Genomic DNA, 14,357 nt, shown 5'->3' on the forward strand with positions numbered 1-14,357 from the left:
CCTGTGCCCGATGGAAGCTCGCCCATGTTCTCTGGAAAGGTTGCGGTGGTCACCGGCTCCACCAGTGGTATCGGTCTTGGCATTGCCACCGCGCTGGCGCGGCAAGGTGCCGATATCGTGCTGAATGGCTTCGGCGATGCGGCGGAGATCGAACGCATGCGTTCCAAACTGGAAGCCGAGTTCGGCGTGCGCGTGGCGCATGACGGCGCCGATCTTTCCCGTGGCGAGGCAGTGCGCGGGATGATTGAGCATGCCGTCGCGACGATGGGCCGCATCGACATCCTGGTAAATAACGCAGGCATCCAGCACACGGCGTCGATCGAGGAGTTCCCGGTCGACAAGTGGGATGCGATCCTCGCGCTGAATCTCTCGGCGGTGTTCCATGCAACGGCGGCGGCCTTGCCGCACATGAAGCAGCAGGGCGCCGGCCGCATCATCAACATCGCATCCGTGCACGGCCTGGTGGGCTCGGTGAACAAGTCGGCCTATGTGGCGGCCAAGCATGGCGTGGTGGGCTTCACCAAGGTGACCGCACTGGAGAATGCGGGCACCGGCATCACCGCCAATGCGATCTGCCCGGGTTGGGTGCGGACGGCGCTGGTCGAGCAGCAGATCACTGCGCTGGCCGAGCGCCAGGGCACGGATCAGGAGTCCGCCGCGCGTGCGCTGCTGGCTGAGAAGCAGCCGTCGTTGCAGTTCGTGACGCCCGAGCAGCTGGGAGAAATGGTGGTGTTCCTGGCGTCGGACGCTGCGGCGCAGATCACCGGCACGGCGCTGCCGGTGGATGGGGGCTGGACGGCGCGCTAGTTGGCTGGCTGCGCCTTACGCTGCAGCATCGGCAGTGCCACCAGTGTGGCGAGAATGGTGAACAGCACCAGCGACGAACCGACCGTGCCGAAGCCCAGGCCGCCCTTTTCCAGCGGCTTGGTGAGCAGGTCGCCGAAGGTGGCGCCGAACGGGCGGGTGAGCACGAAGGCGATCCAGAACAGGATGACCTGGTTGATGCCCTTGATGCGGCTGGCCAGTGCGGTGAGCGCGATGAGGCTGCCGATCAGCAGGGCGCCGCCGGTGAAGCCCAGCCCGGAATCGTCGGCGAGGAAATCACCCAGCGCGGTGCCGAGCGTGTTGGAGAACAGCACGGCGGTCCAGTAGAAGCCTTCGGCGCGGCGCGATGCGATGTTGCTGACCGAGATCGACTTCTCCGACATCCGCCAGGCCAGCAGCGCCAGCGCCAGGCAGCCGGCCAGCAGGCTGGCGCCGGTGGCGTAGCCCAGGCCGAGCGTGCGGTCGATCAGGTCCGACAGGGTGGTGCCGGCGGTGCTGGTCGCCAGCACCACCGACCAGAACAGCACCGGGTGGAAGCGCCGTGCCGACAACTGCATGCCCAGCAGGCCAGCGAAGATCGCCAGCAGGATGGCCGAGCTGGCCACGTAGCCCAGGTTGAGCGTCATCGACAGCAGGTCACCCGCGGTCTCGCCGAGCGTGGTGGCGGCGATCTTCATCACCCAGAAGCCGAGGGTGACCGCCGCCACTTTGCTGTGCAGGGAATCTGCGTCTGAAGCACTCATCGAACGTCGCCTGGGAAGCCTGCGGGTGATGCTGTGGCGGCGGGCGTCAGAGCGCGGTCGGAACCGGGTTCGGCGAGAGTGAGCGTGGGGGCGGCGTTCAGCCGGTGCTGGCGGGGGCCGGCAGGCGTGCCAGCAGGGCGTCCCAGTCGGCCACGAAGCAGCCGTTGTGCCCACGGTTGCACTCGGTGATCCACGCGTCCAGCGATTCGCTCTGTGCGCGGTAGCCGCTGACATCGCCCAGTACGGCGAAGTGCAGGCGGTAGTTCACCAGCATCTGCAGCCACTGCCCGGCCATGCCGGAGCGCAGCTCGAAGAAGTCTGGAGAGAGGCGCTGCACCGGCACGGCGATCCAATCGGCCTGGTGCCCGAGGGCATCGCCGACCAGGTCGCGCAGGGCGTTGCCATCCAGAAGCGGGCCTGTATCGGCGCTGCGCAGGATGCGGGTGCTGCCGATCTGTTCGACATGTGTGTGCATGGTGCGCTCTGAAGTCCGTATCGTCCGCCCAGTATGGCCATGGGAGAGGCCGACAGTAAGCAGATGCAGCATGAATCTGGCGAACGAACGCGCTAGGCTGCGCCGGGCGCCCGCACGAGGCGGGTTCACGATACCGGGAAAGGGCATGGCAGGGTGGAAAGGACGTTCGTTGTTGATGGCGGTGCTGGTGTGTTCGGGTCTGCCGGCCGCGGCCGCCGAGCTATGCACGGCCAGTGCCTACGGTGACGAGCAGGGCAACATCGTGGTGCTCGGCGCACCCGCTGCGGCGCCTGCCACAGGCCAGCGCTATCTGATGCTGGACGGGCGACGTGGCGCCACCGGTGATGCCAACGCGCCGGTGAGCTGCAGCGACGATGTGGTCAGCTTCAGGTCGTCTGCGGGAGCCACGCAGCGCTGGCAGCGACTGCCGACCCGCGATACCGATGCAACGTTCATCAGCGCGGGAACCAAGCTGGTTGGGCAGTTGATCGAGCCGGCAGGGCCGGCCGACCCGACGCGGCCGCTGGTGGTGTTGGTGCACGGCTCGGAACGCATGATGGCGGTTGCGGCGATCTACCAGCGCATGCTGGTGGCGCAGGGTATTTCGGTGTTCGCTTACCAGAAGCGTGGCACCGGCGATTCGGAAGGCGAGTACACACAGAACTTCGAGCTGCTGGCCGACGACGCAGCGGCGGCGCTTGCCAAGGCGCGCGAACTGGCGAGAGGCCGGTTCGGCCGCGCCGGCTACTTCGGTGGCAGCCAGGGCGGCTGGATCGCCCCGCTGGCGGCGACGCGCTCGCAGGCGGATTTCGTGGCGATCGGCTTCGGGCTGGTGGTGTCGCCCATCGAGGAGGACCGCGAACAGTTGTTCGATGAGGCACGGCGCATGCAGCTGGATGCGGCGGCGTTGGCGCAGGTTGGGCAGCTTTCAGACGCAACCGCGCAGTTGATGCGCACGCATTTCACTGAAGGGTTCGAAGCGCTGGCCAGGGTGCGTAGCCAGATCGGTGCCGCGCCGTGGGCAAAGACGATCAACGGCGAGTACAGCGGCGACATGCTGCGCATGAGTGACGCCGACCTGCGCCGGATCGGTCGCGCGCGCTTCGACAACCTGGAGCTGATCTGGGACTACGACGCCGAGGCCGCGCTGCGCCGCCTGAAGGTGCCGTTGCTGTGGGTGCTGGCCGAGCAGGACCGGGCTGCGCCGATTGCGGCCACGCGCACCATTCTGTCGCGCCTGCGCGCGTCAGAGCAGCCGATTGAGACCTACCTGTTCCCGGACACCGACCACGGCATGGTGGAGTTCCGCATCGATGCCGAAGGCAACCGCGTGTCGACGCGGATCACCGACGGCTATCTGCGCCTGCTGGCCGATTGGATCAAGCAGGATGTGAGTGGGCGCTATGGGCGTTCGCGCAGATTGAGCGATTGACCGGATGGGGAGCGCCAGCGGCGGATGGCGCTCCGCCGCCGATTGCGGCACGACTCAGTTCGGCTTCGCAAATACGTCCAATCCCTTGCCGGTTTCCAGCAGCGACTTCAGGCTCGACAGCACGATCGGCCAGCCCTGGCGGATGCCGGTATCCATGCCGCTGCCCGGTTCCAGCTCCTCATGGGTAACCGTCAGCCGCACCATGTCCTGGTAGGGCACGACGTCGAAGGTGACGCGGCTGTAAGCATCCGGGTTGTCGGCCTGCGAGGCGGCGGCCCAGGTGATGACCAGGCGCGAGGGCGGGGTGCTTTCCACCACTTCACCGACCAGCTCGACCGATCGTGTTTCGTTGGCGCGCACGTGCTGCCAGCGCGAGCCGGGCTTCCAGTCCGATAGGTTCTCGTGGCCCCAGTAGCGGCTGGCGATCTCGGGCCGGGTGATGGCCTCGAACACCTTCTGTGGCGTGGACGCGATGTAGATCACGTGGATGAAGCGGGTTGACTCTGCAGACATCGTCATTGTCCTTCCAGTTCGCGTTTCAGGTCATGCAGCAGGCTCAGGCGCTGCTGCTCGAACTTGCGTACCCAGCGCTCGTAGACTTCATGCAGCGGTACCGGGTTGATGAAGTGCAGCTTCTCGCGGCCCCGACGCACCGTGCTGATGAGGTTGGCGTCTTCCAGCAGGCCCAGGTGCTGGGTGACCGATTGCCGGGCCATGTCGAGGTGCTCGCACAACTGGCCCAAGGTCTGGCCGTTGTCCTCGCAGAGCAGGTCGAGCAGCGTCCTGCGCGTGGGGTCGGCCAAGGCCTTGAACACCTTGTCTGCATTCATGCGGGGTGTCTTCAGTTCCAGTTGTCGATCCTGATGTCGTGTGGGTTGGGCTGGCCCTTGCCGGTTTCCAGCAGTGCCTTCAGGCTCATCAGGAACACCGCCCACTTGGTGCTGCAGTGGGAGGTGAACTCGACGCGCTCTTTCCAGCCTTCATGGGTGAACAGGACGATGCAGTAGTCGCCTTCCTGTTTCAGCGCGAAACGCGCATGCGTGCCGATCCATTCGGCAGGGCCGGCCAGGAACTTCCAGAGCACCAGCTCGCCGGGAATGAGCTGTTCCAGCTGCATTTCCATGGCACCGATTTCCTGGCCGTTATTGGTGAAACGGACCTTGACCGTGCCGCCGGTCTCGCGGGCGCCGTGAGTGTCTTCGGCCCACCAGGCGGCGACGCCTTCGGGGGTTGCCAGTGCTTGATACACCTGGCTTGCGGGGGCCTTGATGCCGACCCTGTGTGCGATATCCACCATTGCAGGTTCCTCGCGATGGGCCGGCAGGCGCCGCCCTTGGGATGGACTATATGCAGGTAAATGCCTGCATGTCAAATCCGGCCCAGGGACTTCCGACCCTGGTAGTGCTGGCCGCTGGCCGGCATCCTCGTGACAGCTGATTGACGCGTTGACAGGAGTACGTGCATGACTGAAACAGGAAAGGACACCTTGACCATCCGCCGCGCCAGTGCGGCAGATGCCCCTGCGGTGCTGGCGCTGTTCGACGAGGTGATCGAATGGTTCGTGTCGATCGGCAATCTGCAGCAATGGGGCAGCGAGCCATGGTCCACGGTGCCACGCCGGATCACCCAGGTGACCGATGCGTGCGCGCTGCCTGGCGCATGGGTGGCCCAGAACGAGCAGGGTGAGGTGCGTGCGTTCCTGGCGCTGGGCGAGTCGATGCCCTATGTGCCGGCGCCCGATGGGCCGGAGCTGTACGTGCGGGTATTGGTGGCCTCGCGTGATGCGCGCGTGCGCGGCATTGGCCGTCGCCTGATGGCGTTTGCCGATGAGCAGGCGCGCGCTGCCGGCCTCGACCATCTGCGCGTGGACTGCTATGGCGGAGGCAGCGGTGATCTGGTGCGCTTCTACGAGTCCTGCGGCTACACGCGAATTGCGCCGTTCAACGTGGACGGCTGGCCAGGCATGCTGCTGGGCCGCCAGCTCTGACGCCGCTGCGTCATTCGGTCGCAGCATGCATGCAGGAATCGGTACATCGGTTCGGCGCTAGAGTGGGGAGGATCCCTCCAGGAAGGAGCAGCGCATGTACTACAGCAGTGGCAACTACGAAGCCTTCGCGCGCCCGCGCAAGCCCGCCGGTGTCGATGGCAAGCGCGCCTGGTTTGTGGGGTCGGGGCTGGCCTCGCTGGCCGGCGCCGCGTTCCTGGTGCGCGATGGGCGCATGGCCGGTGAACGCATCACCATTCTTGAACAGCAGCAGATTCCTGGCGGTGCGCTGGATGGCCTGAAGGTGCCGGAAAAGGGTTTCGTGATCCGTGGTGGCCGCGAGATGGAAGATCATTTCGAGTGCCTGTGGGACCTGTTCCGCTCGATACCGTCGCTGGAGATCGAAGATGCCAGCGTGCTGGACGAGTTCTACTGGTTGAACAAGGACGACCCGAACTATTCGCTGCAGCGCGCCACCATCAATCGCGGCGAGGATGCACACACCGATGGCCTGTTCACGCTGACCGAGCAGGCACAGAGGGACATCATCGCGCTGTTCCTGGCCACCCGTCAGGAGATGGAGAACAAGCGCATCAACGAAGTACTGGGCCGTGATTTCCTGGACAGCAACTTCTGGCTGTACTGGCGAACCATGTTCGCGTTCGAAGAGTGGCATTCGGCGCTGGAGATGAAGCTGTACCTGCATCGCTTCATCCACCATATCGGCGGCCTGCCGGATTTCTCGGCGCTGAAGTTCACGAAGTACAACCAGTACGAATCGCTGGTGCTGCCGCTGGTGAAGTGGTTGCAGGACCAAGGCGTGGTGTTCCAGTACGGTACCGAGGTGACCGACGTCGACTTTGATCTGCAGCCGGACCGCAAGCAGGCCACGCGCATCCATTGGATGCATGACGGTGTAGCCGGTGGCGTGGAACTCGGCGCGGATGATCTGCTGTTCATGACCATCGGTTCGCTGACCGAGAACTCGGATAATGGCGACCACCACACTGCGGCACGCCTGAACGAAGGCCCGGCGCCTGCCTGGGACCTGTGGCGCCGCATTGCCGCGAAGGATGACGCGTTCGGGCGTCCGGATGTGTTCGGCGCGCACATTCCAGAAACCAAGTGGGAATCGGCAACGGTGACCACGCTGGATGCGCGCATTCCGGCCTACATCCAGAAGATCGCCAAGCGCGATCCCTTCAGCGGCAAAGTGGTGACCGGCGGCATCGTCAGCGTGCGCGACTCGCGCTGGCTGATGAGCTGGACGGTGAATCGCCAGCCACATTTCAAGAACCAGCCCAAGGACCAGATCGTGGTCTGGGTGTATTCGTTGTTCGTGGATACGCCCGGCGACTACGTGAAGAAGCCGATGCAGGACTGCACCGGCGAGGAGATCACGCGCGAATGGCTGTATCACCTGGGCGTGCCGGTGGAAGAGATCGATGAGCTGGCCGCGACCGGCGCGAAGACAGTGCCGGTGATGATGCCGTACATCACGGCGTTCTTCATGCCACGCCAGGCAGGTGACCGCCCGGACGTGGTGCCGGAAGGTGCGGTGAACTTCGCTTTCATCGGCCAGTTCGCCGAATCGAAGCAGCGCGACTGCATCTTCACCACCGAGTACTCGGTGCGCACGCCGATGGAGGCGGTGTACACCTTGCTGGGGATCGAGCGTGGCGTGCCGGAGGTGTTCAATTCCACGTATGACGTGCGCTCGCTGCTGGCCGCGACCGGGCGTTTGCGTGACGGCAAGGAACTGGACATTCCCGGGCCGGTGTTCCTGCGCAACCTGCTGATGAACAAGCTGGACAAGACCCAGATCGGCGGGCTGCTGCGCGAGTTCAAGCTGGTGCAGGAGGACTGATCGGGATCTCGGTAGCGCCGGGCCACGCCCGGCGGGTCCAGCAGCGGGTTATTGACACAACGTCAACCTACTAGTAGGTTGACGGCATGAAAGAGTCGCTCTCGCCCAAGGCCCAGGAGATCCTGGCCCATGCCCGTTCGCTGCTGGAGGCCGGTGGCTACAACGGCTTCAGCTACGCCGACGTGTCCGCGCGGGTGAACATCAGCAAGGCCAGCATCCATCACCACTTCCCCAGCAAGGCGGACCTGGTGCGCACGGTGGTTGAACTGTACCGGGCCGAGGCGCGCGAAGGCCTGGCGCTGCTGGACCGGCAGCTGGACGACCCGCTGCAGGAGCTCAACGCCTATGTGGAGTACTGGTCCAGCTGCATTGCAGGGGGGACGTCGTCGTTCTGCATCTGCGCGATGCTGGCAGCGGAGGCGCCGATGATCCCTGCGGAGATTGCCGATGAAGTGCGCGGGCATTTCGAGGATCTGAGCGGGTGGCTGACGGTGACGCTGGAGAAGGGCGCGGCGCTGGGCCAGTTGCGCCTGCAGGGTTCCCCTGCGGACGAGGCCAGGGCGTTCATGTCCTCGGTGCACGGCGCGATGCTGGCCGCGCGCGGTTTTGGTGACGCGGCGACCTTCGCGGCACTGGCACGGTTGGCGATCGCGCGGGTGAGTGCGGCGCTCTGAGAGATGTGTGGTGGGCCTGCGGCGACGCGGGCCTTCTTTTTGAGTCCAATGCCTACCTACTAGTAGGTTCATTCTATCCCTGGAGATGTCCCATGTCCCACCCTCTGTCCACGCTTGGCGTGATCCATACCGCTGTCAGCCTGATCCCGGTGTTGAGTGGCCTGTATGCCTTCATTCGCCATCGCGCAATCGATCCCGCCACGCGCGCGGGCAAGCTGTACCTGGTGGGGCTGGTGCTGTCGGTGGCCACCTCGTTCACCGTGTCCAGCACGGGCGGGATCAACCCCGGCCACGCATTCGGGGTGATCGTGCTGCTGGTGGCATTCGGCGGCGTGCTGGCCGCGCGGCTGCGCTGGCTGGGGCGCGCAGCACCTTATGCATCGACGTTTGCGCTGTCTTTCAGCTTCCTGCTGTCGTTGGTGCCCGGCGTCAACGAAACGCTGACCCGCGTGCCGGCAGCGCATCCGATTGCTGCCGCGCCGATGGCCCCGGTGGTGCTGCACACGCTGCTGGTCTGCCTGGTGGTGTTCGTGATCGGCGTGGCCGCGCAGTGCTGGAGGCTGCGAAACCGTGCCTTGGCAGGACGATCCTGAGACGCCGCCGGTCACTCCGGCGCGGCAAGTGCGCCCAGCAGTGCCACCGGTTCGATCAGTGCAGCCGAGCGCGCCGGGTCAAGTTGAATGTGCCGGCTGCAGAAGCCGAACGATCGGCCTGCGGCACGCTCGGGGACGCGTGCGCTCGCGTCCGGTGTCTCAATCTCCAGCACCTCATCCACGGCCAGCGCCAGCGTTGCGGTACCGGCATTGATCAACAGCATGGCCGGGCTGCCACCGTCGAATGCCGCTTGGCCGCTCATGCGGCGCAGGTCGACCACGGGTAATGGCTGCCCACGGACTTCCAGGGTCGGCCTGCCGTTGCGGTCTGCAGGGCCGAATGCCTCCAGGCCGCGAATTTCGACGGCAGCCTGGATGTCAATCGCGAACAGGGCGGTGCCTGCACGCACGATGACGATCTCGAACAGGTCGGCGGGCGATGCGCGTTTTTCCATTGCAGGTGGGGCGGGTACTGGCATGCGATGGGCGTGGCGAAGACAGCGGGAAGGAGGATCCTGATGATGACGCCCGAACGTAGCGCACGGCCGCGTCGGCAGGCGCACGCAAGGCGACGGTTCAGTCTGTATCAGGCGGGGGCGCGTGGCGGCTCGACGGTGCCGATGCGTGGGAAATGCGGACGCAGCAGGCCAACGAGCTGATCCATGCCTGGAACGGAATGGCCAAATTCGTCCCATCGCGCATTGACCAGCCCGGACACGACGATCTGCCCGGTCTCGATGCGGGTCATCGCCCAGTAGGGTACGGCGCGTGCGCCGATTGCCATGTCCAGTACCGGGGCGACGGCGGCGTGCGAACGACTGTCGTGGATGCGGCGCCTGACCGCCTCCAGGCCGTCGGGCGGGCCTTCGATGTACTGGAAAAACCGCTGCCCGTCGACGAGCAGCGCTCCGGTGACGTCCACCCGGCGATTGAACGCGGCAGAGCCCGAGACGATCTGGCGGAGGGTTTCATCGGAAAGCCCAGCCGACATGTGGCTGGAGTAAGCAAATGCGTGGAGCATGGAAGGGGCTTCGTGTGACGCACGTCACTATACGCACGCAAGCTCGCACCGTCGTGAGGCTTTGCTCACGCCACGCCTGGCACCGCGCACTGGGTCAACAGCCCACCAGGCGGTCGGCACCGAGACCGCTGCGGTGCTGGTTGCGGTACTCGGTAGGGCTCGCATCGACCTGGCCACGGAAGTGACGACGGAACGATTCCTGCGAACCAAAGCCAGCCTGTTCTGCGATCCACTGCAGCGGCCGGTCGGTGGTTTCCAGCAGCTCACGGGCGTAGGCCACGCGCTCGCGGATCAGCCAGTCGATCGGCGACAGGCCGGTGGCCTCCAGGAACTGCCGCTGCAGGGTGCGTTGGCTGAGGGCCGCCTGCTCGGCGAGGCTGCCCAGTGAATGCGGTTCGCGCAGGTTGCGGCGCATCCACTCCATCAGCTTTGCCAGCCGCGTGGGCTCGCCATGCGGAATGGCGCGGCTGACGCGCTGGCTGCGTTCGGCATCGCGCCATGGCGCCAGTACCAGTCGCTCGGCCACCAGGTTGGCCACGCGCGCGCCGTAATCCTTGCGCACCATGTGCAACATCATGTCCATGCCGGTCGCCGAGCCGGCCGAGGTGATGATGCTGCCGGTGTCTACATACAGTGCATCTTCGCGCACATCGATGCGCGGGAACTCGCGCGCCAGCGCTTCGGTGAGGCGCCAGTGGGTGGTGGCCTGGCGGCCATCGAGCAGCCCGGCCCACGCCAGCACGAAGGCACCGGAGCAGATCGAAGCGATGCGCGCGCCACGGCTGTGGGCACGGATGAGTGCATCAAGCAGCGCCTGTGGCGGGCGCTCGCTGGGCTCGCGCCAACCGGGAATGACGATGATGTCGGCGTCATCAACTGTGCTGAGGTCGTAGGGAAGCTGCACCTGCGTTCCGCCAAGCATGCGCAGCGCACCAGGTTCACCCGCGCACAGCTGGGTGCGATACCAGGCCACACCGAGTTCCGGCCGCACCGGCGCAAACAGGCCAACCGCACAGCCGAACTCGAACAGGCCCTGGCCGTGGCAGGCAACGATGGCGACGAGCGGTGCGCTGGGATCGGCGGGTGGGCTGGGCATGGCTTGATGCTACGGGTGGTGATGTGCGCCGCAGAATGCTGCGCGGGCATGAGGTGATGCCTGTGGAGCATGTGCACGGGGGGCATTCGTCTGGCTTGGGCACCCGACGGGGTAGAGTCGACTGTTAGTCGACTGCTGTTGGCGATACCGCCTAGAAGCCCGCGCTGCGCGCGATCGTCGACTGACAGTCGACTCTACCCCCGTAGGTTGCCGCCCGCCGCCCGCCGCCCATCACCCATCACCCACCGCACATCATCCAGCGTCGATTGCCCATCGCCGTCCCATGGGCGTGGTGCGCAGGGCTGCCTAACGTCATTACCAGCAGTCATGTGGGTGGCCGGATGTTACGGCTGGGTGACGCGATCGCGCCTGTCGCGGTGGGCGGACAGGCCCTTGAATGGAAGCGTGTTTCCGGCCCACCCCCACGAGCCCCCATGCCTGCCGCCCACGCCCCTGTCCTGAGCACTCTCGCTGTTCTGATCACAGCCATCCTCGCCGCTTCGCCCAGCCATGCGGCTGAAGCCGATGCGGATCCTGCTGCCGCCGCTGCGACGGCCAACGTGGCCGCGTCCACGCTGGATGCGGTGGTGGTGACCGGCTCGCGCACCAGTACGCGTACGGTGAAGAACAGTTCCACGCCGATCGACGTGATCTCCGCCGAAGACCTCACCGCCACCGGCCAGGCCAACCTGCTGGAAGCACTGCAGCGCGCACTGCCGTCGCTCAGCCAGATTGGTGGCTACCAGAGCGACCAGGAGAGCCTGATCCGTGGCTACCAGCTGCGCAACCTGTCGCCCGGCTACACGCTGGTGCTGGTGAACGGCAAGCGCCGCAATGCCAGTGCCTATGTAAGCGGTGCCAATGGGGGCGGCTTCCCAGGCCATGCGTGGGCGGACCTGGCGTTGATTCCGGTGTCGGCCATCGACCACGTGGAAGTGCTGCGTGATGGTGCGTCGGCCATCTATGGCTCCGATGCGATTACCGGTGTGGTCAACGTGATCCTGAAGTCGCAGGCGCACGGTGGCGAGTTCGCCGTGGAAAGCGGGCAGAGCATTGATGGCGATGGCTCGCGAACCAGCGTGCGTGCCAACGTTGGCCTGCCGTGGGGTGCCGATGGCTTCGTCAACCTCTCCGGCGAGACCACCCGCCAGCATCATGCGATCCGCACCCGCCGCTACATCGATGGCTATCTGAGCTACCCGGCGGTGGATGGTAGCGGCAATCTGGTGGCGCTGCGGCCGAATAATCGATTGCCGGCCGGCGCATCGCCGAACCCGGCCGAAGCCAGCCGCAATGCCGAGGCCAACACCATCCTCAGCTCCCCGTCGTATGCGCTGAAGGCGTTCGCGGTGAACGTGGGCCATGGCCTGGGCGAGAGCGCGCAGTTCTACGCCAACGCCACCGCCAGCGATCGCACCGCGCAGGCAATCCAGAACTTCCGCCTGCCGGCGACCATCTTCACTACCTACAAGGCGCCCGGGGTGCTGAGCGTGTTTCCCGATGGCTTCCTGCCCGTGCTGGAAACCAAGGAGAAGCAGTACACCGGCACTGCGGGCGTGAAAGGGCAGATCGCGGGCTGGGATTACGACGCCAGCCTGACCGGCAACCGCAGTACGGTGCGCACCTATACGCGCAACTCGGTGAACTACTCGTTGCCGTACCCCGGCTCGCCCACTGACTTCTACGACGGCAAGCTGGACTACCAGCAGGGCATCGCCAACCTGGACCTGCGCCGCGGCTTCGAGGTGGCGGCGTTTGCGTCGCCGCTGGAGGTGAGCGCGGGCGCCGAGTACCAGCACGAACAGTACGAGCGTGGGGCAGGGCAGTGGGAGTCGTACACCGGCTTTGGTGCTGCGGCCTTCGTCGGCTATTCCACTGCGGACGCGGTGAAGGCGACGCGCAACAGCAAGGCGGTGTACGTGGGTGCGGCCACCAACATCACCTCGCGCTGGTATCTGGATGCGGCGGCGCGCTGGGAAGACCATTCCGACTTCGGCAGTGTCTCCACCGGCCGCCTGACCACGCGCTTCGACTTCACCGACGCGTTGGGTGTACGCGCGACGGTCAGTAATGGTTTCCATGCGCCCAGCCTCGGCGCGCAGTACTACCAGGCCACCGGCAGCTGCCCGTGCGGTACCACGCTGGTGGCGCAGGTGTCTTCGCCGGCGGCGGTTGCGCTGGGTGCTACGCCGCTGAAGCCCGAGAAGGCCACCAACTACAGCCTGGGCGTGACCTGGGACCCGAGCCCTGCGTTCCACTTGGCCGTGGATGCCTACCAGATCGACATCCGTGGCCAGCTCGGCCAGTCCAGCCAGATCGGCTACAACGCGCAGGATCCTGCACGCGTCACCGACAACAGCGGCACGGTGCTGAGCGCGGCGCAGAAGAACACCATCGATGCGCTGCTGGGTTCGGCCGGCATCAGCATCCTGCCGGGTGATGCGTTCTATGCCAGCTACTTCACCAACGTGGGCAATACCCGCACACGCGGTGTCGAGCTGACCCTGGAGGCCAACCAGGAAACCGCGTGGGGCAAGCTGCGCTGGAGCTATGCGGCCAACGTGGGGCGCACCACCATCCAGAAGGTCAGCGACATTCCGGCGGCGCTGCAGGGGCTGCCGAACATCAACCTGTTGACCAAGAGCAGCGAGTACGCGCTGCGCTTCCGCACGCCCAGCTACACGCAGGTGGCGGGGTTGGGCTGGCAGAACGGGCGCTGGCGCTCGAACGTCGACTTCACCTACTACGGCCCGATCAAGCGCCTGAACAACGGCGTGGAGTACAAGCAGCCGCCGGTGCTGGTGACCAATCTCTCCGGTGCCGTGGAACTGGGCGCAGGCTGGAGTGCGGCGCTGGGCATCAACAACGTGTTCGACAAGCGCACGCGCAAGGTGCCGGAGTACGCGCGCAGTGCCACCGATGTGGCGAGCATCGAAACGACCTGGGACAACGGCGATGTGCTGGGCAACGTCGGCGCGTACTGGTACGGGCGGGTCAGTTACCGGTTCTGAGGTCCACGCCAAAGGCGGCCGGACGTGGTCCGGCATCATCGAGGAGCATTTCATGTCTTCTGCATTGAAGGTGGTGGCAGTGGTGGGGTCACCGACCATCTCGGCGACGTCGCGCACGTTGCTGCTGGTGCGGCACTTGTTGGAGTCGTTGCAGCAGCGGGTGCATGCCAGCGTGGAGCTGGTGGAGCTGGCGCCGATCGCGCGTTCGCTGGGGCAGTCGCTGTCGCGCGATGAAGCGGAGCCAGCCGTAGAGCAGGCACTGCAGGCAATCGAGGAGGCCGGGCTCCTGGTGGTCGCGGCACCGGTGTATCGCGGTTCCTATCCCGGGTTGTTCAAGCACCTGGTCGATTTCATCGGGCTGGAAGCGCTGGTGGATACGCCGGTGCTGCTGGCGGCGACCGGTGGCAGCGAGCGCCATGCGTTGGTGATCGACCACCAGTTGCGGCCGTTGTTCAGTTTCCTGCAGGCGCACACGCTGCCGATCGGGGTGTATGCCACGCCTGCCGACTTCGATGGCGAGCACATCAACAGTGCAGCCTTGCAGGCGCGCATCGCACTGGCGGCCGAGCGCGCGGCAGGGCATCTGGCTTCGCAGGCGCTGGCGGTACCGGCGCCGCTGCGAAGGATCGCCTGACG

General features: G+C 65.7%; 16 protein-coding genes. 8 read left to right on the forward strand and 8 right to left on the reverse strand.

The window, feature by feature from the left end; translation table 11 throughout:
• Positions 1–24: 24 nt before the first annotated feature.
• The gene (locus tag Q9Q79_RS08895; RefSeq protein WP_201862097.1) at positions 25–807 is read left to right on the forward strand and encodes a 3-hydroxybutyrate dehydrogenase; all 783 of its coding nucleotides are present in this window, start codon (positions 25–27) and stop codon (positions 805–807) included.
• Here the strand turns inward: Q9Q79_RS08895 and Q9Q79_RS08900 are convergent.
• Together Q9Q79_RS08900 and Q9Q79_RS08905 are read right to left on the reverse strand one after the other, a co-directional pair.
• Entirely contained in the window at positions 804–1,568 is a 765-nt protein-coding gene (locus tag Q9Q79_RS08900; RefSeq protein ID WP_201862099.1) for a hypothetical protein, read from the reverse strand. The genes Q9Q79_RS08895 and Q9Q79_RS08900 overlap by 4 nt on opposite strands.
• A 97-nt stretch (positions 1,569–1,665) precedes the next feature.
• A complete protein-coding gene (locus tag Q9Q79_RS08905; RefSeq protein ID WP_201862101.1) occupies positions 1,666–2,043 on the reverse strand; it encodes a DUF4180 domain-containing protein in 378 nt (125 codons plus the stop codon).
• A gap of 145 nt (positions 2,044–2,188) precedes the next feature.
• Between Q9Q79_RS08905 and Q9Q79_RS08910 the strand changes: the two genes are divergently transcribed.
• The gene (locus tag Q9Q79_RS08910; RefSeq protein ID WP_201862103.1) at positions 2,189–3,475 is read left to right on the forward strand and encodes an alpha/beta hydrolase; all 1,287 of its coding nucleotides are present in this window, start codon (positions 2,189–2,191) and stop codon (positions 3,473–3,475) included.
• A 54-nt stretch (positions 3,476–3,529) separates the two neighbouring features.
• Here the strand turns inward: Q9Q79_RS08910 and Q9Q79_RS08915 are convergent, their stop codons facing one another.
• Genes Q9Q79_RS08915 through Q9Q79_RS08925 form a run of 3 tightly spaced genes read right to left on the reverse strand, consistent with a single transcriptional unit; the run spans position 3,530 to position 4,772 of the window.
• Positions 3,530–3,988, reverse strand: coding sequence for an SRPBCC family protein (locus tag Q9Q79_RS08915; protein WP_201862104.1), 459 nt, complete (start codon positions 3,986–3,988; stop codon positions 3,530–3,532).
• A gap of 2 nt (positions 3,989–3,990) precedes the next feature.
• On the reverse strand, positions 3,991–4,305 hold the full coding sequence (locus tag Q9Q79_RS08920; RefSeq protein ID WP_201862105.1) for a metalloregulator ArsR/SmtB family transcription factor: 315 nt from the start codon (positions 4,303–4,305) through the stop codon (positions 3,991–3,993).
• A gap of 11 nt (positions 4,306–4,316) precedes the next feature.
• Positions 4,317–4,772 carry an SRPBCC domain-containing protein gene (locus Q9Q79_RS08925; protein ID WP_201862107.1) on the reverse strand — a complete coding sequence of 152 codons (456 nt, stop codon included), beginning with the start codon at positions 4,770–4,772 and terminating at the stop codon, positions 4,317–4,319.
• A gap of 165 nt (positions 4,773–4,937) precedes the next feature.
• Here Q9Q79_RS08925 and Q9Q79_RS08930 point away from each other — a divergent pair, with 165 nt between their 5' ends.
• From Q9Q79_RS08930 to Q9Q79_RS08945, 4 genes are all read left to right on the forward strand, one after another.
• Positions 4,938–5,462 (forward strand): GNAT family N-acetyltransferase, encoded by a 525-nt coding sequence (locus tag Q9Q79_RS08930; RefSeq protein WP_005413051.1) that lies wholly within the window; start codon positions 4,938–4,940, stop codon positions 5,460–5,462.
• 94 nt (positions 5,463–5,556) lie between these two features.
• On the forward strand, positions 5,557–7,326 hold the full coding sequence (locus Q9Q79_RS08935; RefSeq protein WP_201862108.1) for an oleate hydratase: 1,770 nt from the start codon (positions 5,557–5,559) through the stop codon (positions 7,324–7,326).
• An 86-nt stretch (positions 7,327–7,412) separates the two neighbouring features.
• Entirely contained in the window at positions 7,413–8,000 is a 588-nt protein-coding gene (locus Q9Q79_RS08940; RefSeq protein WP_099529756.1) for a TetR/AcrR family transcriptional regulator, read from the forward strand.
• A gap of 92 nt (positions 8,001–8,092) precedes the next feature.
• Entirely contained in the window at positions 8,093–8,593 is a 501-nt protein-coding gene (locus Q9Q79_RS08945) for a hypothetical protein (RefSeq protein WP_005413048.1), read from the forward strand.
• 11 nt (positions 8,594–8,604) lie between these two features.
• Here the strand turns inward: Q9Q79_RS08945 and Q9Q79_RS08950 are convergent, their stop codons facing one another.
• From Q9Q79_RS08950 to ftrA, 3 genes are all read right to left on the reverse strand, one after another.
• Entirely contained in the window at positions 8,605–9,156 is a 552-nt protein-coding gene (locus tag Q9Q79_RS08950; protein ID WP_224481844.1) for a chemotaxis protein CheW, read from the reverse strand.
• Between the two features lie 23 nt (positions 9,157–9,179).
• A complete protein-coding gene (locus Q9Q79_RS08955) occupies positions 9,180–9,614 on the reverse strand; it encodes a BLUF domain-containing protein (RefSeq protein WP_201862110.1) in 435 nt (144 codons plus the stop codon).
• 94 nt (positions 9,615–9,708) lie between these two features.
• Positions 9,709–10,710 carry a transcriptional regulator FtrA gene (gene ftrA, locus Q9Q79_RS08960; RefSeq protein WP_154267848.1) on the reverse strand — a complete coding sequence of 334 codons (1,002 nt, stop codon included), beginning with the start codon at positions 10,708–10,710 and terminating at the stop codon, positions 9,709–9,711.
• A 434-nt stretch (positions 10,711–11,144) separates the two neighbouring features.
• Here ftrA and Q9Q79_RS08965 point away from each other — a divergent pair, with 434 nt between their 5' ends.
• Together Q9Q79_RS08965 and msuE are read left to right on the forward strand one after the other, a co-directional pair.
• Positions 11,145–13,721, forward strand: a complete 2,577-nt coding sequence (locus Q9Q79_RS08965) for a TonB-dependent receptor (protein WP_201862111.1) — start codon at positions 11,145–11,147, stop codon at positions 13,719–13,721.
• 52 nt (positions 13,722–13,773) lie between these two features.
• Positions 13,774–14,355: an FMN reductase gene (msuE, locus tag Q9Q79_RS08970; protein WP_111150897.1), complete on the forward strand. Its 582-nt coding sequence runs from the start codon at positions 13,774–13,776 to the stop codon at positions 14,353–14,355.
• The last annotated feature ends 2 nt before the right edge of the window (positions 14,356–14,357 follow it).

Source organism: Stenotrophomonas sp. a6 (assembly GCF_030913325.1).
Taxonomy (GTDB): domain Bacteria; phylum Pseudomonadota; class Gammaproteobacteria; order Xanthomonadales; family Xanthomonadaceae; genus Stenotrophomonas; species Stenotrophomonas maltophilia.